At 68.5% G+C, this 21586-nt stretch carries 12 protein-coding genes and 1 pseudogene; 8 read left to right on the top strand and 5 right to left on the bottom strand.

Annotated elements, in window-relative coordinates; all coding sequences use genetic code 11:
* The first annotated feature begins 19 nt into the window (after positions 1-19).
* The 3 genes and pseudogenes from GS4_RS08410 to GS4_RS26140 form a co-directional block, all read left to right on the top strand.
* Positions 20-1057: an AAA family ATPase gene (locus GS4_RS08410; RefSeq protein ID WP_083862677.1), complete on the top strand. Its 1038-nt coding sequence runs from the start codon at positions 20-22 to the stop codon at positions 1055-1057.
* A 122-nt stretch (positions 1058-1179) separates the two neighbouring features.
* Entirely contained in the window at positions 1180-2007 is an 828-nt protein-coding gene (locus tag GS4_RS08405) for a VWA domain-containing protein (protein WP_007619531.1), read from the top strand.
* A 57-nt stretch (positions 2008-2064) separates the two neighbouring features.
* A pseudogene (locus GS4_RS26140) lies at positions 2065-2880 on the top strand (DMT family transporter); the annotation flags it as partial.
* Positions 2881-3310: 430 nt separating this feature from the next.
* On the opposite strand, the gene GS4_RS08395 reads toward GS4_RS26140, so the two are convergent.
* Positions 3311-3772, bottom strand: coding sequence for a flavodoxin domain-containing protein (locus tag GS4_RS08395; RefSeq protein WP_007619529.1), 462 nt, complete (start codon positions 3770-3772; stop codon positions 3311-3313).
* Positions 3773-3957: 185 nt separating this feature from the next.
* Here GS4_RS08395 and GS4_RS08390 point away from each other — a divergent pair, with 185 nt between their 5' ends.
* From GS4_RS08390 to mmsB, 3 genes are all read left to right on the top strand, one after another.
* Complete coding sequence (locus GS4_RS08390) at positions 3958-5511, top strand: CoA-acylating methylmalonate-semialdehyde dehydrogenase (RefSeq protein ID WP_007619528.1); 1554 nt, start codon at positions 3958-3960, stop codon at positions 5509-5511.
* A gap of 65 nt (positions 5512-5576) precedes the next feature.
* Positions 5577-6743: an acyl-CoA dehydrogenase family protein gene (locus tag GS4_RS08385; protein ID WP_007619527.1), complete on the top strand. Its 1167-nt coding sequence runs from the start codon at positions 5577-5579 to the stop codon at positions 6741-6743.
* Positions 6744-6797: 54 nt separating this feature from the next.
* Positions 6798-7667, top strand: coding sequence for a 3-hydroxyisobutyrate dehydrogenase (mmsB, locus tag GS4_RS08380; protein WP_007619526.1), 870 nt, complete (start codon positions 6798-6800; stop codon positions 7665-7667).
* A 182-nt stretch (positions 7668-7849) separates the two neighbouring features.
* Here mmsB and GS4_RS08375 read toward each other — a convergent pair whose 3' ends face one another.
* The 4 genes from GS4_RS08375 to GS4_RS08360 all read right to left on the bottom strand — a co-directional run bounded on the left by GS4_RS08375 (position 7850) and on the right by GS4_RS08360 (position 11377).
* Entirely contained in the window at positions 7850-8353 is a 504-nt protein-coding gene (locus tag GS4_RS08375; protein ID WP_040509921.1) for a MarR family winged helix-turn-helix transcriptional regulator, read from the bottom strand.
* Positions 8354-8415: 62 nt separating this feature from the next.
* Positions 8416-9240, bottom strand: a complete 825-nt coding sequence (locus GS4_RS08370) for an AfsR/SARP family transcriptional regulator (RefSeq protein WP_007619524.1) — start codon at positions 9238-9240, stop codon at positions 8416-8418.
* Positions 9241-9326: 86 nt separating this feature from the next.
* Entirely contained in the window at positions 9327-10031 is a 705-nt protein-coding gene (locus GS4_RS08365) for a response regulator (RefSeq protein ID WP_007619522.1), read from the bottom strand.
* Positions 10028-11377 carry a sensor histidine kinase gene (locus GS4_RS08360; protein ID WP_007619520.1) on the bottom strand — a complete coding sequence of 450 codons (1350 nt, stop codon included), beginning with the start codon at positions 11375-11377 and terminating at the stop codon, positions 10028-10030. The genes GS4_RS08365 and GS4_RS08360 overlap by 4 nt, the downstream gene beginning before the upstream one ends.
* A 315-nt stretch (positions 11378-11692) precedes the next feature.
* Here GS4_RS08360 and GS4_RS08355 point away from each other — a divergent pair, with 315 nt between their 5' ends.
* Together GS4_RS08355 and GS4_RS24760 are read left to right on the top strand one after the other, a co-directional pair.
* Complete coding sequence (locus tag GS4_RS08355) at positions 11693-14854, top strand: MMPL family transporter (RefSeq protein WP_007619519.1); 3162 nt, start codon at positions 11693-11695, stop codon at positions 14852-14854.
* Positions 14855-15270: 416 nt separating this feature from the next.
* Positions 15271-21546 carry a type I polyketide synthase gene (locus GS4_RS24760; protein WP_007619518.1) on the top strand — a complete coding sequence of 2092 codons (6276 nt, stop codon included), beginning with the start codon at positions 15271-15273 and terminating at the stop codon, positions 21544-21546.
* Positions 21547-21586 lie beyond the last annotated feature (40 nt).

The raw sequence follows: 21586 nt of genomic DNA, 5'->3' as shown, positions 1-21586 counted from the left end.
ATCGTCGGAGGGTCCATCCATGCACGGCAGCGCCAGACCCGACAGCGCCAGACCCGACAGTGCCAGACCCGACAACCTCGGATCCGGCGACATCGACGGGTTCGGGGCACGCGGCCGTGATCCCGGCGTGGGAGCGGGGTCCGTGGACGCCCGGGGAGCGGCGATCACCTCGTCGCCCCCGGTCGTCGACCGGGCCCGTGAGATCGAGCTGCTCGAGGCCGCACTGTCGTGCGGTGCCCATGTCCTCCTCGAGGGCCCGCCGGGGACCGGCAAGTCGACGCTCCTACGGTCGGTGGCCGCCGATGTCGACGTCCCGTACGTCCTCGTCGAGGGCAACGCCGAACTGACACCAGCGCGACTGCTCGGACAGTTCGATCCGGCGCTCGTCCTCAGCCGCGGTTACTCGCCGGAGATCTTCGCCGACGGGCCGCTGCTGGAGGCGATGCGGTCCGGCGCACTGCTCTACGTCGAGGAACTCAACCGGGTGCCCGAGGAGACGCTCAACGTGCTGCTCTCGGCGATGAGCGAGGGGCAGGTCGCGGTGCCGCGACTGGGACGTGTGACGGCCGCGCCGGGTTTCGCGTTCATCGCGGCGATGAACCCCTTCGACGCGGTCGGTACCGCGCGGGTGTCGAGCGCTCTCTACGACCGGACCTGCCGGATCGTGATGGGCTACCAGAGCGCCGAGGCGGAGACCGACATCGTCGCCCTGCGCGAGCCGGACGTCGACGCGGGATGGCGGGAGCGGGTGGTCGAGGTCGTGCGATCGACGCGCACGCACCCCGACATCGAGGTCGGTTCGTCGGTCCGCGGGGCCATCGACCTCACCCGGCTCGCCGTCGCACTGAGTCGCCGGCGCGGCGTCCCGCTCACCGACGACGAAGTGGGTGTCGCGGCCGCGACCACTGCGCTGTCGGGCCGTATCCGGCTGCACGACGGGTGTGGTCGCAGCGCTGAGGACATCATCGTCGAGCTCTACCGCCGGGTGTTCGCCGTACCCGAGGAGAGCCGGGACGACGAACGTACGCGGGGTGGGGAGTCGCCGGGGGAACGCTGAGCCCGCCGTCGGCGGGCAACCCATCGACACCGGAGAAACCACGCGAGCGACCGGACCGCAACGCACCCCGATCGCGGTCCACAGGCCGATCCGAGCTGTCCCGACAACCGCGGTTCGCCGAGTTGTCGCCGGATGTCGGTGAACTCGACGAGGAGGCTGTCGCCGACGCGATGGCCGAGGACGCCGACCAGACCATGGCGACCCTCATCGCCATGAGTCACGCCACCGATGAAGGGTTACGCGCGGCGGTGCGGCGCATCGTGCCGCGGCTCGTTCTCGAGCAGGCGCGGCGGGGTGCGCCCAAGGTGCGCGGCATCACGCGTCGCCGTGTGGTGCCTGCCGATCGCGGCGGTGACCTCGACGTCGAGGCATCGCTGGATGCGGTGGTCGCGGCCCGCGCCGAACGACGCGTACCGGCGCTCGACGAGCTGAGGTCGCAGGTATGGGCGCGGCCGGAGGTGGCACTGTGTCTGGTCGTCGACGCCTCGGGGTCGATGAACGGCAGCCGACTCGCGACCGCCGCGGTGGCCGCGGCGGCCTGTCTGCTGCGCGCCCGTGGCCAGACCGCGGTGATCTCCTTCGCGTCGCGGCCCGCGGTGCTGAAGAAGATGGGGGTGACGGCGACCGATGCACGGGTGGTCGACGCGGTGCTGCGGCTGCGCGGGCACGGCGTGACCGCGGTGTCGGCGGCGTTGGAGTCGGCTCGGCGAGAACTCGCGACGGCCGACGCGGCCCGCCGGGTGGTGCTGTTGCTGTCGGATTGTCGGCACACCGACGACATCGATCCGGTGCCCGCTCTGCGTGCTCTCGACGAGGTGCTGATCTTGGCTCCGGCCCAGGACAACGAGGCTGCGCTCGCCCTCGGACGGGCAGGTGGGGCCGCGGTCGCCTCGATCGAATCCATCTCCGACGTCGCGCCCGCGGTGTCCCGACTGCTCGCACCGCGATGACCTCCGGTTCGCCTGCACGGCCCGTCCGACTCCGTCGATGCCGTTAGCCTGGAGAACGTGCACTCCTGGGTTCCCGCGCTGCTCGCCGTCGCAGCGGCGCTGTTGATCGCGGCGGGAACCGTGTTGCGTCAGCGCGCGTCGCGGGCGTCCGGCGCGATCACCGCGGGGTGGTGGGTCGGAGCCGCGATCGCCCTGCTGGGCTTCACCCTGCAGGCATCGGCGTTGGGTCTGGGTTCGATCCTCCTCGTGCAGCCCCTCGTCGTGCTCGCGGTTCTCTTCGCGCTGCCCCTGGAGGCGTGGGCCGACCACCGTCGGCCCGCTCGGATCGAATGGACCTGGGGAGGGGTGCTGGTCGCATGTGTCGCGACCTTCCTCCTGGTCGCGCATCCGGAGCCGTCCATGCGGCGGCCCGAACCCCTCGTCGAATGGATCACCTTCGCGTCGATCGCGGTGGTCCCGCTGGTGTTGGTCTGGCTGGCCGAGCGCTCCAGCCCGCACTACCGTGCGCTGTTCTACGGCCTGACCGCGGGCATCCTGTTCGGTGTGTCGGCTCTGCTGGTCAAGGGCGTCATCTACCAGCTCACCCATGCCCCGTTCGGCATGTTCCTGCGGCCCGAGATCTACCTGTTCGTGGTGGTCGTGATCGGTGCCATCGTGGCCCAGCAGAAGGGGTTCGGCGCGGGCGACCTGCAGACGTCGTTCCCGGCGATGACCGTGATGGAGCCGGCCGTCGCGATGGTGCTCGGAGTGATCCTGCTCGGCGAGAACCTGAAGGTGTCGGTGATGACCGCGGTCTTCCTCGGCGTCGTGCTCGCGGTCATGGTCCGCGCGGTCATCGAGTTGGCGAAGCTGTCGGCGATCCGGGGCTACGAGGAAGCCGTCATCGCAGAAGAACAGGCGGCAGAAGAACAGGCGGCGCAAGAGGTACTGGCGGAGGAACTCGCTGCGGAAGTCGAGGCGGTCGCGCTCGAGGAAGCCGCGCTCGAGGAAGCCGACGTCGAGAACACCGATGTCGAGGACGCCGACGGCGGGGAGGTCGGCGAGCATGGGACCGCCGACGCGACGGGCGAGTCGGCGTCAGCCGACGTCGACGACCGGCAGAACTCACCGGGAGGGTCGGTGCCCGGCGGCGGACCGGCCTCCTGCACGTATGCCGACCATCCGGACGGGTATGCCGCCGATCCGGACAGCGGATGCGCCGGGACCGGTCGCGCCGAACCCGGACTCGGACGCGCAGACGCCGACGCTGCCGGGGGACCGGCGGAGCGTCGGCATCAGGCGAGTGCGAAGACGCCTGACGGGGTCAGTTGGCCGACACCGGCTCGATGATCGGCGACAGGCCTTCGGCCCACTCCGCGGCCAGCTTGGCCGGCTTGATCGCCGACGAGTTGTCGTGGCGCGCGTGCTCGCCGACCTGCGTCGCGCCGTACTTCGTGAGGAGTTCGGCCATCAGCTCGCCGCCCCGGTTGAAGGTCTCGCCGTAGATCGTGTCGCCGAGGCCGAAGACCGCGAAACGCAGTCCGGCGAGGTCCGGTTCGACCTCGTTCAGCTCGTCGGCGAAGGGTTCGGCACCGGTCGGGAACTCGCCTTCGCCGTAGGTCGCGCAGACCACGACGAGAAAGTCCTCGGCGTCGAGATCCTCGACCGCGAACTCGCTCATGTCGTAGACCGACGGGTCGTGGTCGGTGGCGAGGACGTCGGCGATCGCGTCTGCGACCAACTCACTCGTCCCGGTCTCGGTGCCGTACAGGATGACAACCGACATGGCAGGTGCTCCCCTCATTCGTCGTCGATGTGCCGATCGCGGGCGACCGACGAGCCCAAAGGGTACCCTAACCTGCCCGTTACGCAAGAACCTGCAGGTCAGGAGGCGGTTGGCCAATTTAGTTGGATGTCCTACTATTGAGTGCGACAGGCCACACAAACGAGTCGAAGTACAGGTGATCACCCGTGTCCGCTGCAGCTGCACCCTCCTCCACCGACGCCGTGCGCTCGATCCCGCACTACCTGGCCGGCGAGACCGTCACCGCCGAGACCGGCCGGTTCGCCGACGTATTCGATCCGAACACCGGTGCAGTGCAGGCGAAGGTCCCGCTCGCGTCCGCCGCGGAGGTCGATGCCGCGGTCGTCACCGCCGTCGAGGCGCAGAAGGTGTGGGCCGCCTGGAATCCGCAACGGCGCGCCCGCGTGCTGATGCGATTCGTCGACCTGGTCAACCAGAACATCGAGGAGCTCGCCGAGCTGCTGTCGCGCGAGCACGGCAAGACCGTGCCGGATGCCAAGGGCGACATCCAGCGCGGCATCGAGGTCATCGAGTTCGCCATCGGCATCCCGCATCTGCTCAAGGGCGAGTTCACCGAGGGGGCCGGTACCGGCATCGACGTGCACTCGGTGCGTCAGCCGCTCGGCGTGGTCGCGGGCATCACACCCTTCAACTTCCCGGCGATGATCCCGCTGTGGAAGGCGGGACCGGCGCTGGCCTGCGGTAACGCCTTCATCCTCAAGCCCAGCGAGCGCGACCCGTCGGTGCCGGTCCGGCTCGCCGAGTTGTTCACCGAGGCGGGACTTCCCGACGGCGTGTTCCAGGTGGTGCACGGCGACAAGGAGGCCGTCGACGCACTGCTGGGCAACGACGACATCCAGGCCTTCGGATTCGTCGGCAGTTCCGACATCGCGCAGTACATCTATGCGACCGCGGCCGCGAACGGCAAGCGCGCACAGTGCTTCGGCGGCGCGAAGAACCACATGATCATCCTTCCCGACGCCGACCTCGACCAGGTCGTCGATGCCCTCATCGGCGCGGGCTACGGCAGTGCGGGCGAGCGCTGCATGGCGATCTCGGTGGCCGTACCGGTCGGTGAGGCCACCGCGAATCGTCTGCGCGAGAAGCTGGTCGACAAGGTCAACGCACTCCGCGTCGGCCACAGCCTCGACATCAAGGCCGACTACGGCCCACTGGTCAGCAGGGCGGCACTGGAGCGGGTGAAGGATTACATCCAGCAGGGTGTCGACGCCGGCGCCGAGCTCGTCATCGACGGTCGGGAGCGAGCCACCGACGACCTCACCTACGACGGCGACAGCCTGGAGGAGGGCTTCTTCATCGGACCCAGCCTCTTCGACCACGTCACCAAGGACCAGACGATCTACACCGACGAGATCTTCGGTCCGGTGGTCTGCATCGTGCGCGCCGCCGACTACGAAGAGGCGCTGGCACTTCCGACCGAGCACGAGTACGGGAACGGCGTGGCCATCTTCACCCAGGACGGCGATGCCGCTCGCGACTTCACCGCCCGGGTGCAGGTCGGCATGGTCGGCGTCAACGTGCCGATCCCGGTGCCGGTGGCGTACCACACCTTCGGTGGGTGGAAGCGGTCCGGATTCGGCGACCTCAACCAGCACGGACCGGCGTCGATCCAGTTCTACACCAAGGTGAAGACCATCACCTCGCGCTGGCCGTCGGGCATCAAGGACGGTGCCGAGTTCGTCATCCCGACGATGGACTGACGGCGGTCCGCACGACGCCCGGCGGATCGATCCGCGCCATCGCCCAGCATGTCGAAAGTACCAGGATGACCACATTCGCCGACCCTTCCCTCGACGCCGACGAGCGGGTGATCGTCGAGACCGCAGCCGGTTTCGCCGCGAAGCGGCTGGCGCCCTTCGCCCTGGAGTGGGACGAGTCGGACCACTTCCCGGTGGCCGAGCTCCGTGCGGCGGCGGAGCTCGGCATGGGAGCCATCTACTGTTCCGAGGAGGTCGGGGGCAGTGGTCTCCGACGTCTGGACGGGGTGCGGATCTTCGAGCAACTCGCCTACGCCGACCCGGCAGTCGCCGCGTTCCTGTCCATCCACAACATGTGCACGTGGATGGTCGACCAATACGGCACCGACGCCCAACGGGAAGAGTGGGTGCCGAAGCTGGCGTCCATGGAGGCCATCGCGAGTTACTGCCTCACCGAGCCGGGTGCCGGTTCGGATGCGGCGGCGTTGTCGACCAAGGCGGTGCGTTCCGGCGACGAGTACGTGCTGACCGGGGTGAAACAGTTCATCTCCGGTGCCGGGTCATCGGATCTGTACGTCGTCATGGCTCGCACCGGCGACTCCGGCGCACGGGGGATCTCCACCTTCCTGGTCGAGAAAGACCGTGCCGGACTGAGTTTTGGCGCCCAGGAGAAGAAGATGGGTTGGCATGCCCAACCCACCGCACAGGTCGTCCTCGACGAGGTGCGCGTACCCGCCACCAATCTGCTCGGCGAGACCGAGGGCATCGGATTCGGGATCGCGATGAACGGTCTCAACGGCGGTCGGCTGAACATCGCGGCATCGTCACTGGGCGGCGCCCAGGCGGCATTCGACAAGGCAGCCGACTACGTGGCGACCCGACAGGCGTTCGGCGGCAAGCTGATCGACGAGCCAACCATCCGCTTCACCCTCGCCGACATGGCGACCTCGCTGCAGACCGCGCGCCTGATGCTGTGGCATGCGGCGACCGCCCTCGACACCGGCGCGCCCGACAAGGTCGAGCAGTGCGCGATGGCAAAGCGATACGTCACCGACTCCTGTTACACCGTCGCCGACCAGGCGTTGCAGTTGCACGGTGGCTACGGCTACCTCCGCGAGTACGGCTTGGAGAAGATCGTGCGGGATCTGCGGGTTCACCGGATTCTGGAGGGCACCAACGAGATCATGCGGGTGGTGGTCGGCAGATCCATCGCCGCGCGCCACCGGGCCCACTAGCGGATGTCGCAGTAGCGGACTTCAGGACACCTCGACAACAGGGAGTAATCGACAATGACGACGATCGCCTTTCTCGGCCTCGGCAACATGGGCGGGCCGATGGCCGCCAACCTGGTGTCGGCCGGGCACACCGTGCACGGCTTCGATCCGGTCCCCGATGCGGTGAAGGCAGCCGAGGAGAACGGCATCGCCACGTTCCCGAGCGCGATCGAGGCGGTCGCTGCCGCCGAGGTGGTGATCTCGATGCTGCCGAACGGGTCCATCGTCAAGGACCTCTACCGCGACATCCTCACCGCAACGCCCACCGGTGCGCTGTTCATCGACAGCTCGACGATCTCGGTCGACGATGCGCGCGAGATCAACCAGCTGGCGGCCGATCACGGCTACGCGCAGCTCGACGCCCCGGTGTCGGGCGGGGTGAAGGGGGCGACCGCGGGCACCCTGGCCTTCATGGTCGGCGGTACCGAGGAGGCCTTCAGCGCTGCCCGCTCCACGCTGGAGCCGATGGCGGGCAAGGTGATCCACTGCGGTGACGCCGGCGCCGGCCAGGCCGCGAAGGTGTGCAACAACATGGTGCTGGCGGTGCAGCAGATCGCTGTCGGCGAGGCCTTCGTGCTGGCCGAGAAGCTCGGACTGAGCGACCAGGCGCTGTACGACGTCATCACCGGTGCGACCGGAAACTGCTGGGCGGTGCAGACCAACTGTCCGGTCCCCGGGCCGGTGCCGACCTCGCCCGCCAACAACGAGTTCAGGCCCGGCTTCGCGACCGCCCTGATGAACAAAGATCTCGGCCTCGCGATGGATGCCGTTTCCAGTTCCGGCTCGGCGGCCCCGCTGGGTACCCACGCCGCCGAGATCTACCGGGCCTTCGCCGCCGACAACGGCGCGCTCGACTTCAGCGCTATCATCACCACCCTCCGATAGGCGGCATCCCCGTCGATCGTGCGCTCGGAACTGTCGATCGTGCGCTCGAAACCGTCGATCGTGCGCTCGGAACCGTCAAAAATATGTACGAGGGAAGGGCGCGGACGACGATATCTCGATGGCGGGCCGCTGGTGTACAGATCTCGTACCAGCCCGGCGGGCGCTCGCGCGGGGAGGACCCGTCAGAAATCGCCCGCGTTGTGGCGGAGCGCCTGGATCGCACCGACCATCGAGGTCATCTCGTCGGCCGGGATCCCGACATCGGCGAAGACCTCGCGGTTCAGTGTTGTGGTCGCGTCCTCGACGGTCGATCGTCCGAGCTCGGTGATCTCGACCAGGGTGGTCCGACCGTCGGTGGGGTGCGGGACGCGCCGCACCAGTCCACCGGCCTCGAGCCGACGGATGGCGTGCGTGACGCTCGTGACGTGCACCTGCAGTCGGTCGGATGCCTTGGTGATCGGCAGTGCGCCGTTGCGTGAGAAGGCCAGCAGGCGTAGCAGTTCGAACCGGGAGAAGCTCAGATCGTAGGGGCGCAGCGCGGATTCGACGCGGGCGAGCAGGATCTGGTGCGCCCGCATCACCGACGTCACCGCGACCATGCCGTCGGCCACGTCACCCCATCCGGCCTCGGTCCAGTTCGCCCTGGCCTCGGCGATGGGGTCGAACTCCATGCTGCGACCTGCCATGCGGATCAGCCTAACCCGCGCCGACTCCGCCGGAGGCGACCCGGCGACGCTGAGCCGACCGGCTACGAGGCGTTTGCCGAACCGCGCTCCACGCGACCGCGCGCAGCCGACCGCAACAGCGCCGGGTCGTGACGCAGGATCATCCGATGGTGCGCCTGCAGACTCGGCCCCGGCTCGATGCCATACGCGGTGACCAGCGCTTCGCGCAGTTCGCGGAACGTCGCCAGTGCCTCGGCTTGGCGTCCCGAGCGGTACAGCGCGATCATGTGCTGCCGACGCAGGCGTTCGCGGAGCGGGGCCTGTGCGATGGCCCGCTCGAGTCCGGGGGTCATCTCACGGAATCGATCGCAGGCCAGTTCGGCGTCGAAGTAGTCCTCCATCGCGGTCAGGCGTTCGTCCTCCACGGCTGCCAGCTCAGGGCAGGCGAAACCGGCCTCGACGAGGTCGGCGAGGGCCTCACCCCGCCAGAGGTCGAGTGCGCGCCGGAGCCGATCACGGGCCACCACCGCGTCGCCGTCCTCGAGGAGCTCGCGCGCAGAGTTGACCATCGAGCGGAAGACGTTGAGATCGACCGCGCCGTTGTCGATGCGTAGCAGGTATCCGGGCGCCCGGGTGACGAGCTGGATGTTCTGGGTCGGTGCGGCATTGCCGGCGATGACCCGACGAATCCGTGAGACCGCGTTCTGGATCATCTTCCGCGACGTCTCCGGGCGGTCGCCGGGCCAGACCGCCTCCTGGATCGCGCTCACCGGCAGCACACGATTCGCGTTGAGCGCGAGATGGCCGAGCACGGCCTTCTCGATGCGCCCGCCGGGGAACTCCAGTTCGCCGTTGCGACCGTTGAGCGCGATGGCTCCCAGTACCGAGATGGTGAGGTCGTTCTGCATGAGAAATCTCCCGTCGAGAGTGTCAGGTCACACATCCGGGATCAGAGTGCGAGACCTCGGATTACGGTGTCCGAGAAGAGCTGCCGCTAATACGGCGACTCCTCCCGGCGCTCGGGAACCACGATGCCCCGGTCGAAGGCGAACACGATTGCCGCCGCCCGGTCACGCAGACCGAGCTTGTCGAAGATGTGTCGGATGTGGCTCTTCACGGTCACGTTCGAGATGTCCAGGCGGTCGGCAATCTCGGAGTTGGACGATCCACGGCCGATGAGGGCGAGGACGTCGTACTCGCGCGAGGTCAGGATGTCCTCGACACGCCGGTCGGCCGCGCGGCTCGACGATCCGCGGTAGTCGCGCAGCACCCGCGCGGTGATCGCCGGATCGAGACACGCGCCGTCACGGGCGACCGAATGCACTGCGCGGACCAGGGATTCGGCCGACGAGTCCTTGAGGATGAATCCGGCTGCACCGGCGCGCAACGCACCCGACAACAACTGGTCGTCGTTGAAGGTGGTGAGCGCAAGGACCCGTGGTGGCGCCGGGAGTTCTTGCAGTCGTCGGGTCGCCTCGATGCCGTCGACGCGGCGCATCCGCAGATCCATCACGACGACATGCGGCTGGTGGGCGACCACCGCATCCACCACCTCGCCGCCATCGGAGCATTCGCCGACGATGGTGAATCCGTCCTTGGGGCGCAGGATCTTCCGCAGTCCGGACCGGACCAGCTCCTGGTCGTCGACGAGGAGGACGCGGGTGTCCTCGACGATGATGTCCTCGGCTATCTCGGTCATCGGTCGCCCTCGAGTCGATCCGACCCCGCCCGAGCGCGGGCGACGAGGTGGGCGATGTCGGAGAGCGGCACCGGGATGTCCTGGGTGACGGCGACCGACGGCTCGTCGTCGGTGGGCGGGAAGGTGGCCACGACCACCCACGAGTCGTCGAGTGTCTCCGCGGTCAGCGTTCCGCCGAGCAGTTCGGCCCGACGCGCCATCCCGCGGAGCCCCGACCCCTCCTCGTCGGAGCTGTCGCCGGCGTCGGGACACGTGACCGTGACCGAGTTGGTGATCCGGATCCGGACGCCGTCCTCGGCGATCTCCACCGTCACCTCGGCGTGGGAGGTGGGCGAGTGCTTGGCGAAATTCGCCAGCGACTCCTGCGCGATGCGATACAGCGCGAGCCCAGTCGTCGCCGACACCCGGGTCCGATCGCCGAGCATCCACAGCCCGACGCTGAGGTTGGCCCGGCGGAAGTCCATCACGAGGTCGGCGATGTCGTCGATACCCGGCTCGGGTCGTGCGACCTCGACCGACCGCTCGTCGGGTGTCGGATCAGCAGACATCTCGGAGGGGTGGGCGCCGGCGTCGTCGATCCGCTCGCCGGTCCGCGGTTCGCCGGAGTCCAGCACCTTCACCGTGTGGCGGATGTCGGCCATGGCCTGCCGACCGACGCGCTCGGCGTCGGCGAGGTTGTCGATGGCCTCGTCGATGTCCCGGTCTTCCTGCAGTGCGCGGCGAGCGCCGGTCAGATTCAGCAGGGTGATGCTCAGCGAGTGGGCGATCACGTCGTGTACCTCACGGGCGATGCGCTGGCGTTCGTCGATGGCGGCCTGTTCGCTCCGGCTGTCGGCGGCCTCCTGTTCCCGGGTGAGCAGGCGCAGCTGCATCAGGAACATGTAGCCGACCGTCCACCCGAAGCCGACGAAGACGAGGTAGGCGAACGGATTGTCGAGATGTCCCGATACGGATGCGACGACGATGATCGTGGCTGCGGCAACCGCCGCCAGGAGGCTGCCGCGCACGCTCGCCGTCGACGACACCATCGCGGTGCACACCACCAGGATCACCGGCGCGACGTCGGCGCTGACCGGCGTGGTCAAGAGCAGGGACGTGGCCGTCATCATCATGATGGCCATACCGAATCGGGTCGTGGTGCCGAAGGCGAGGTTCCAGGCGACTGTATAGATCACCAGCACGAGGCCGGTGATGACCGGCCAGGTCAGTCCGTGTGGGATGCGCTGCACGACGGCCGCCATCGCACTGAGGATGACACCGCTGTAGGCCACCACGAGGTACACCGCCGGGTACGAGTACCCGGTTGCCTCGATCCGGCGGGCGAACAGCTCTGTGACCCTGTGCACAGATCGCAGTGTAGGCACGCTCCGACCTCGGCGTCATCGTGCTGGAGGAGGGCCGCGTCTACGCCCCTGGGCGTAGCGACCGCTCCGCTCGGAGGCTGTTGTGGCACTCCTCGCGCGACCATAGCGTGATCGATGGACATACGCGGTGGCGTCACCGTGTGTGAGGGGGCCGCCCGGCCGCATCGACTCGCGTCGCCTCGGCATCGATCCTCCCCACCTTCCCGGACCGGCGAGTGCTCCCGGACCGGATGAGCTCGGACCAGATGTGTGTGCGAAACACGGTGTGCCCGTATGCGCGCGACCGGAGGGAACAGGGTGAAGAGATTCGGGGAGTTCGTACTCCGCTGGCGCGTGGTCGTCGTACTCCTCTGGCTCGGCGTCGCGGGCGCACTCAACCTCCTGGTCCCGCAGCTGGAAACCGTTGCGACGGAACGCTCGACGCCGATGGTGCCGGCCGATGCCCAGGGCATGAAAGTCCTGGCCGAACTCGGCGAGCAGTTCCACGAGCCGTCCGCCAACGGGCTCGCCTATCTGGTGGTCCGCCGTGGCACCGGTCTCACCGATCAGGATCGTCGGTACCACGACGCGGTCTTGGCCGAGGTCGGCGCCGATCGCGAGCATGTCGCGGCCGTGCAGAACCTCTGGTCGAACCCCGACACGGCTGCCTCGGCGGTCAGTCCGGACGGGACGACCGCGTACACGATGATCCGGCTGTCGGCCGACACCGGTGCGACCGCGGCGACCAATGCGATCTCCTCGATCCGGTCGGATCTGACGGCCGTGCCCCGACCGCCGGGCCTCGAGGCCGAGGTGGCGGGTCTCGGCGCGACGGTCGCCGACGAACTCGACGGCGTGCACACATCACTGCAGCTCATCACCGGCGTGACGGTGCTGTTGATCGCACTCCTCCTGTTCGCGGTCTATCGGTCGATCGCCGTGGCCGCGGTCCCGCTGTTGACCATCGGCCTGGGCCTCGGTGTCGCCCGCCCGGTGGTGGCGCTGATGGGTTTGCACGGCAGCCCGATCTCGATCTTCTCGCTGGCGCTGCTCGCCGCGTTGATCCTGGGTGCCGGCACCGACTACGCGATCTTCCTGATCAGCCGCTACCACGAGGAACGCAGAGCGGGCCTCGACGACCGCGCGGCGATGGTCTCGGCCTGTTCCCGCATCTCGACGGTGATACTGGCCTCCGCACTCGTGGTCGCCGTGACGTCGGCGTCGATGAGTGTCGCAGAGATCGGCATGTTCCGGTCGATCGGATTGCCCTGTGCGGTCGGCATCCTGGTCGTCGCCGCGGCAGCGGTCACCCTGACACCGGCGACACTCGCCCTGGTCTCCGAGCGTGGTTGGGCGGAGCCGCGACCGCACTCGGCCACCGACTGGTGGCGCGGCGTCGCGAACGCCGCGGTCAAGCGCCCGGTCCGGACGCTCGCCGGATCGTTGGTACTGCTCGTGATCCTCGCGCTGATCGTGCCGACCATCGTCATCGCCTACGACGAGCGGTCGACCATCGGTGACGACACCGACAGCAACCGTGGATACCAGCTCGCGGCACAGTCCTTCGGGGCCAACGAACTCCTGCCCATTACCATGCTGGTCCGATCCGACGCCGATCTGCGCACGTCCGCCGGATTCGCATCCCTGGAGCGGATCTCGGCTGCAGTCGCCGGCGTCGACGGTGTCGAGTCGGTCCGCGGGGTGACGCGACCGATGGGTCGTCCGCTGACCGAGGCGGCAGTCGGATACCAGGCCGGGGTCGTCGGCGACCGCCTCGACGCCGCAGTGGTGCAGCTCGCCCGGTCCGATCCGCAGGTCCGCCAACTGGGCTCGGGTATGACTAAGGTGGTCGACGGCAGCAGGCAACTCCGTGACGGCACCGACCGCCTTGCCACCGGGACGCGTGCGGCGCGGAATGGCTCGCAACGCCTCGTCGACGGCAGCGAGCAGCTCTCGACCGGTCTGACCCGGCTGTCCGACGGCGCGGACCAGCTCGCCGAGGGATCCCGGCAGGTAGGTCGAGGGGCGGCGCTCCTCAAGCGTCGGGCGGACGACGCGACCGCTCCGCTGCTCCCGGCAACCGACGCCGTCCGGTCACTCCGTGGCCTGGTGGATGCCGACCCGCAGTGCGCCACCAACCCGATGTGCAGCGCAGCGCGGACCCTGCTCGTCGCCGTGGAGCGGTCGCCCGTCGGCGACGTCGAGCAGTTGCGCAGCGGCGTCGACCAACTCGCCGAGGGCAACGCACGCCTGCAATCCGGGCTGACGACGCTCACCACCGAGATGAACCGCGCCGTGGAGGGCGCGCGCCAGCTCCGCAACGGTCAGGTCGCGCTGAACTCCGGTCTGGTGACCCTCGACGACGGCGCGGTGGCTGCGCGCACCGGCGCACGACGACTCGCCGACGGCGTCGGACCGTTGGCCGGTGGTGTCACGCAGCTGACATCCGGGGTCACCGACATGCAGCGCGGGCTACGGCAGGCGGCCGACTACCTCGGGGAGTTGCGTGACAACGCCGGTTCGCCCACCGAAGGCGGAGGCTTCTACCTGCCCGCTTCCGCGCTCGCCTCGCCCCGCCTGGCACCGGCGATCTCGCTCTTCATCGCACCGGACGGCAAGTCGGCGCGCATGCAGATCGTCACCACCGGCGACGCCTTCAGTGAGAAGGCCGATCAGCAGGCGCAACAGATCCGGACGGTCGCACAGCAGGCCGCGGACGACAGTGGACTTCCGGCTGCGCGTACAGCACTGACCGGACCTTCCATCATGTACTTCGAGCTCGGCGACTTCGCATTCCGGGACCTGTTGCTCATCGCCCTCACCGCCAGCATCCTGATCGTGGTGATCCTCGCGTTCATGTTGCGCAGCATCGTGATCCCGGCCTACATCCTGGCTTCGGTCATCCTGTCCTATCTCGCCGCGATCGGCGTCAGTGTGCTCCTCTGGCAACACCTCCTGCACATCCCGCTGCACTGGGCGGTGCCGTCGATGTCGTTCATCGCCCTCGCTGCGGTCGGCGCGGATTACAACCTGTTGCTGATGTCCCGGGTCCGGGAGGAGGCGCGCGATCATCCGGGCGGCGGTACCCGTGCCGCCGTCATCCGAGCAGTCACCGGGACCGGAGGAGTGATCACGGTGGCCGCGGTCATCTTCGCGATAACGATGATGGCGCTGCTCATCTCGTCGGTCACCAACGTCGGCCAGATCGGTTTCACCATCGCGGTCGGGCTGCTCATCGACGCGATGATCGTGCGCACGTTGACCATTCCCTCGCTGGCCGCGTTGCTCGGCCGCTGGAACTGGTGGCCGAGCCGACCGCCGGACGAGGCCGCGATACCCGGACGCGGAGAGGCGGCCGACGGGTCGGGCGGACCTGGTGACCCAGCACCGGGCGAGCCGGCGCAGGCCGGTCCGGCCCGGGCATCGACAGAGTCCTCGACATCATCCGTGTCGACCGCCGAGGAGAGGGCGTCCCCCTGAGCCGGCGCCGCAGCGAGAACACACGGTAATCGACCGGTAACCGCATCGACCGGCGTCGATCAAGGCTGCCTGAAAACAGTTGATGTACAGCACTATTCGACGGGAGCGAGGCATCTGATGGTCCTTGACATCTGTACGGTTCGGTTGTTGACTGGATCACGATCACGTCGTCTCCGCGCTCTGTGTGCGCCTCCGGTCCGGTTCCCGGCAGCGACGATCGCGTTCACGGGTGTCCACGGGACCGGGCCTCGGACAGCCGTCGTGCAGATGCGCTCTGCCGGAGCCCGCGGACCCCGAACGCTCGATGTATCAATGCTTTCCGACGATCGATTATTGTACGGCGCGCCTGCGCGACGATCCCATGATGCGCCGACTCTCGTGATGTCGGCTGCCCAGACGACGGTGAGGACACGCCCATGACCGCAGACACCGCCCCGAACGCGCACCTCGAGGGCGCCGAACCAGCGCCGGAGGTTCTTCGGCCTGCCGGCGATGTCCCGGTCGCGATCGTCGGCATCGGCGCCCTGTTCCCCGATGCGGCAAACGTCGACGAGTACTGGGACAACATCCTGTCCAAGGCCGACTGCATCACCGATGTGCCCGAACACGAGTGGCGCATCGAAGACCACTTCGATCCGGACCCGCGGGCAGAGGACAAGACGTACTCAAAACGCGGGGGGTTCATCCCGCCGGTGGTCTTCAATCCGCTCGAGTACGGCATCCCGCCGAAGACCGTCGAGGCCACCAGCGTTCTCCAGCTGCTGAGCCTGGTCATCGCCAAGCAGACGCTCGAGGACTCGGGATGCTTCGATGATCCGGACTTCGACCGTTCCCGCGCCGGTGTGGTGTTGGGAACCTCGGGCGCCAATGCGCTGGTGCGGGACATGATGTCGCGGATGCAGGCCCCGGTCCTGGTCGAGGTGTTGCGCAGCAGCGGGCTCGGTCAGGCGGAGTCGGAGGCCATCGCCGAGAAGTACAAGTCGGCGTACGCGCCCTGGCAGGAGAACTCGTTTCCCGGCATCCTCGGCAACGTGGTCGCGGGTCGGATCGCGAACCGATTCGACCTGGGCGCCCTCAACTGCACCACCGACGCCGCGTGCGCCAGTTCGCTCGCGGCGATCAACGTGGCGATCGCGGAGCTCTCGTTGGGGCGGGCGGACTTCATGATCGCCGGCGGCTGCGACCTCGAGAACAGTCCGACGATGTACGTGTGCTTCTCCAAGACCCCGGCGCTGTCGGTGAACGACGACATCCGACCGTTCGACGAGGACGCGGACGGGACCCTCATTGGTCAGGGCATCGGCATGGTGGGTCTCAAGCGACTCGCCGATGCCGAGCGTGACGGCGACCGGATCTACGCGACGATCAAGGGGATCGGGTCGTCGAGTGACGGCCGCTTCAAGAGCATCTACGCGCCCCGCGCCGAAGGGCAGGTGACCGCTCTCGAGCGGGCCTACTCGACGGCACGGGTCTCGCCGGACACCGTGCGACTCCTCGAATGTCACGGCACCGGTACGGCGGTCGGCGACCACGTCGAGATCTCGGCGCTGAACGAGGTCTTCGACGCGCACGATCTCGAGCGTGGATCGATCGCTATCGGCAGTGTGAAATCGCAGATCGGCCACACCAAGTCGGCGGCAGGTGCCGCGGGCGTCATCAAGGCTGCGTTGGCTCTGCAGCAGCGGATCCTCCCGCCGACCCTCAACGTGAACTCGCCCAAGGCGGCGATGGGATTCGCGGATTCTCCGCTGTACCCCAACGCTTCGACCCGGCCGTGGGTGTCAGATCCGCGGACAGGCGTTCGGCGTGCCGGGGTGTCGTCGTTCGGTTTCGGCGGCACCAACTTCCACTGCGTGCTCGAGGAGCCGCCCCTGGCCCGGGGGGCCGAACGCCCGTCGCACCGAACGCTCGTCACATACCTCTGGCACGCGCCGACGCCAGATGGCCTCATCGCCGAGATCGAGGGTGACCCGATGCGTCGGGCAACTGTCGACACCATCCCGGCGGCCGACGCACGCCTGGCCATCGTCGCCGACCGACGTACCGACCTGGATGCGCTGCGAGCGGCTGCGATCGACCACATCCGGCTCGGCGGTGAACTGCCCGCCGGGGTCCACTACCGTGAGCGCGGGATCGTCGACGGCAAGGTCGCCGCGCTGTTCGCCGGGCAGGGCAGCCAGTACGCCAACATGGGTTCCGGTGCGGCCACGGCATTCCCGCGGATCGCCGACGCACTCGACGCGATGGCCGAACGATTCGAGTCCGGGGACTTCGGCTCGACCGTCTACCCGCCGTCGGCGTTCACGCCGGCTGATGCCGCCGCGCAGGAGAAGGCCCTGCGGGCCACCGAGTTCGCCCAACCCGCGATCGGAGCACTGGCGCAGGGGCAGTTCGATCACCTCCGCTCGATCGGCTTCACCCCCGACGGTGCCCTCGGCCACAGCTACGGCGAGATCACCGCGCTGTGGGCGGCCGGGAGCCTCGACGACGAGACCTTCCGTTCGATCACGATCGCCCGCGGTGCCGCGATGGCAGATCGACCGGCAGACAGCGCCGACCCGGGTGCGATGGCGGCTGTCACCGCATCACGAGCGGTGGTCGACGACCTGATCGCCGAGTACGCGGACCTGTGGGTCTGCAACGTGAACGCCCCCGAACAAGTGGTGGTCGGTGGTGCGACGGAGGCGATCACGGCGTTTGTCGAGCGATGCGGTTCCGAGGGAGTCGGGGCCCGCGCCCTGCCGGTGGCGGCAGCGTTCCACACGCCGCTGGTCGCGCATGCCGTCGAGTCCTTCCGCACCGCACTCGGCGACGCCCAGATCCCCGAACCCTCGATCCCGGTGTTCGCCGACACAGCGGATCGCTCCTACGGCAGCGACGTGGCGGCCAACCGCGACGTGCTCGCCGGTCAGATGACCGCCCCGGTGGTGTTCGCCGATCGACTGGTCGAGATGTACGACGACGGATTCCGCGTCTTCGTCGAGTTCGGCCCGAAATCGACGCTGACCGAGTTGGTCCGCAAGACCCTCGGCGACCGCGCCGACGTGATCGCACTGGCGATCGACGGTGGACCGTCGGTCGACGGAGAGCGTCACGCGGTCGACACGATCGCCCGACTCACTGTGCTCGGACTGCCCCTGCGCGACCTCAACCGCGGCGTCGCCCCCGCCCGGCCCGCGGCCGGCGAGCCGGCCAGGGGATCGATCACGCTCACCGGCAGTGAGTACGTGTCCGAGGAGCGGCGTCGAGCGTTCCGCGAGGAGATGGACAACGGATATCGAATCGAAAGGCAGAGCAGCGTGACCCTTCACGACGAATCGACGGTGAACGGCACCGTCGGCGAACCCGATCCGAGCCCGGATCCACGATCGGCGCCCGCGGCGGCCCAGACCCCGCACGCAGGGACCCCGCATGCCACGACACCGCAGGCCACGACACCGGTGGGCAGCACGTCCATCTGGGATCTCGCCGGTGAGCACCTGACGATGCATCGTGCCTACCTCGCCAGCCAGCTCTCCATCGCCGACCGGGTCAGTGGGCTGCTCAGTGCCGAGGCCGGGCAGACCATCCGGCCGGAACTGATCGACGGCATCGACGCGGTGGTGCGGCAGTCGACGGCCATCAGCGAATCCCACATCCACGCCAGCGGCGTGTTGCGGAGCTTCGCCGAACTGGAGGCCGGTGTCGAGGTCGGTCCGGCGGAACGCATTCGGAGCACTCCGGTGCGTAACGCTTCCCGGGCCCTCCCGTCCACGTCGTACCGGACGGACCTGCCGCACACGAACGGCGCTGGAATCGACCACGGTCGGCAGCTCAACGGTTTCCACGAGGTGGACGCTCCCGTCGGTCAGCCGACGAGCAACGGGGCCGGGACGAACGGGACCGTGCCGAACGGTGCTGTGCCGAACGGGGTCGCGACGAACGGCGTGACCAATGGCGCTGTGACCAACGGCGCTGTGACCAACGGCGCTGAGGCGAACGGAACCGGGACGAACGGGGCGACGAACGGATTCGCGGACACCAACGGACATGCCGCAGACACCACATCGCTCAACGGTTCTCAACACCCGCCTCAGAACAACGGGACCGGGTCGCCGACCGCGACGTCTTCGCCGGCAACCGAAGCACCAGCCGAGCAACCGAAGACCGATGCGGCACTCACTGATCCGGCATCGGTGGCGACGCTGATGCTGGAGACCATCGCCGACAAGACCGGTTACCCGACCGACATGCTCGATCTCGAGATGACGATGGAAGCCGATCTCGGCATCGACTCCATCAAGCGGGTCGAGATCCTGAGTTCGCTCCAAGAACGGTTCCCCGACATCCCGCCACCTCCGCCGGAAGAGGTGTTCTCGCTGTCGACGCTGCAGGACATCGTCGACTACATCGTCAAGCTCGTGGTGCCCGCCGGGGATGACGCGGCCGTGGCGAGCATGGACGGCGGGGTGAGCACGGACCCAAAAGCTGAGGGCGGGGGTGCGATCGTCCGTCGGGAGATCGAGACGATCGCGCTACCCGCCATCGACGCACTGGTCGCACCGTTTCGTGCCGACCCGATCGCCATCGTCGGTGGAGCGACCGACGAACTACCGCTCGGCTTCCTGGATGCACTCCGGGATCGAGGCTGGGATGTCCGGGATGCGACATCACCGGTCACCGACAGCCGGATCGACCTGGCCCTGTGGGTGATCCCGGCTCGGTCCGAGGGAGATGACGGGCGGGTGGTCGGCCACCTCGCCGAGGCGATCCTGTTCGCCGGCAGCGTGATCGATCGCCTCGCGATGCACGCGGACGGTGCGCGCACGGCGCTGTTCACCGTCAGCCGGGGCGACGGAACCACCGGCGTCACCGATCCGACCCTGGCCGAGGCGATCGCGTCCGGGGTCGCCGGCCTGGTCAAGACAGCGGGCCACGAAGCCGATGCCGTCTTCACGCGTTCGGTGGACCTCGGCCGCGATCTCGACGACGAGACCGCCGGTGCCGCACTGCTCGCCGAGCTCTACGACTCCGACACCTGGTACTCCGAGGTCGGCGTCGACGTCAGCGGGCGTCGGGTCGGTCGGGTCGCGGGGCCGCCGATCGAATTGGGCGATCCCACACGGGCTCGGTCCGTTCGCCTCGGCGCCGACGACGTCGTCCTCGTCACCGGCGGTGCACGCGGGATCACCGCGGCCTGCGTCCGCGCACTCGCGAACCACACCGACGCGGAGTTCCTGCTCGTCGGCAGCAGTGCGCAGCACGACGAGCCCGAGTGGGCAGTAAGGGTCGCCGACGGCGATCTGCGCCGCGCGGCGGCCGATCACCTCACGTCGGGGGGTGATCGGCCGTCGCCCGGTCAGATCGCGGCGGCGGCCACGAGTGTCACCGCGAGCCGGGAGATCGCCGCGACGGTCGCGGCGGTGTCGGCCACCGGATCGTCGGTGCGCTACCTGCAGATCGACCTGACCGACGCTGCGGCAACCGCCGAAAAGCTCGGTCCGCTGGCCGACCGCATCACCGGAGTCGTCCACGGCGCCGGTGCGATCCGGGACAAACTCCTGGTCGACAAGTCGGCGACCGATGTCCGGCGGGTACTCGACGTCAAGGTCACCTCTCTGTTGAACGTGCTCGCCGTCGTCGACATCGCGACGCTCCGACAGGTGGCCCTGTTCGGGTCGGTGGCCGGATTCCACGGCAATCCAGGACAATCCGACTACGCGACCGGCAACGAGGCGATCAGCAGGATCGGTGTGTGGCTAGGGCGGCGTTCACCCGAAGCCCAGGTCACCGTCGTGAACTGGGGCCCCTGGAACGGCGGGATGGTACGCCCGGAGTTGGCCGCCGTCTTCCGGGACCGCGGCGTCGAGATGGTCGAGATCGCCGACGGCGTAGCGGCATTCGTCGACATCTTCACCCGCGCCGCCGGGACGAGCATCGAGTTGGTCGGACCGCGGACACCGCTGGTGGACCGCACAACGGTCCCGGTGCGAACCGAGAGTGTGCAGCTCGTACGGTCCATGGCGCCGGTCTACGCCGACCCGGTCATCGACGATCACGCACTGGTCGGTCAGGCCGTCATCCCGGCGGCGTGGGCGATGGGCGGGCTGATGAACATGGCTCGGCGCGTCACCGGCGAGGACAGTCACCTCATCACCGACTTCCGCGTGCTCAGGGCGTGGTCCGCGACGGCACCGAACCCGAGCGACTCACCACGACGATCCGGTTCGTCGACGACGGATCATCCCGCACGATCCTGGCCACGGACGAGAACGGGCGACCGCGGTTCCGCGCCACCATCCGGCCCGATGCCGAGCGGATCGCACCGCCACCGCCACTGTCGCCGCTGCCGGTGGTCGGGGCCGCCGACCCGACCGACGCCTACGCGACCAGGGTTCTCTTCCATGGTCCGGCACTGCAGGGTGTCCGCCGCATCGTCACCCACGACGACGACCAGCTCGTGGCCGAATGTCGGCTGGGGACACCACCGGTGGCCGACGGCGCGTACGAGGTCGGGCTCTACGACTCCAATCTGGGCGATGTCGTGGGGCAGGTCGTCGCGCCGTGGATACGGCACAAGTACGGGAAGTCGCCGATGCCCGCCGCGGTGGCGCGCGTGGACATCTTCCGGCGCCTGCCGTACGACGAGCCGTTCTTCGTGGTGGCCAGCGGATTCGGTCAGACGTCGGAGAACGTCGTCGTCGGGACGTTGACCAGCTACGACTCGAGCGGTGAGGTCCTGCAGGTCGTCAG

Source organism: Gordonia soli NBRC 108243, from assembly GCF_000334455.1.
GTDB classification, from domain to species: Bacteria; Actinomycetota; Actinomycetes; order Mycobacteriales; family Mycobacteriaceae; genus Gordonia; species Gordonia soli.
This window is presented reverse-complemented; position numbering and strand designations above follow the sequence as displayed.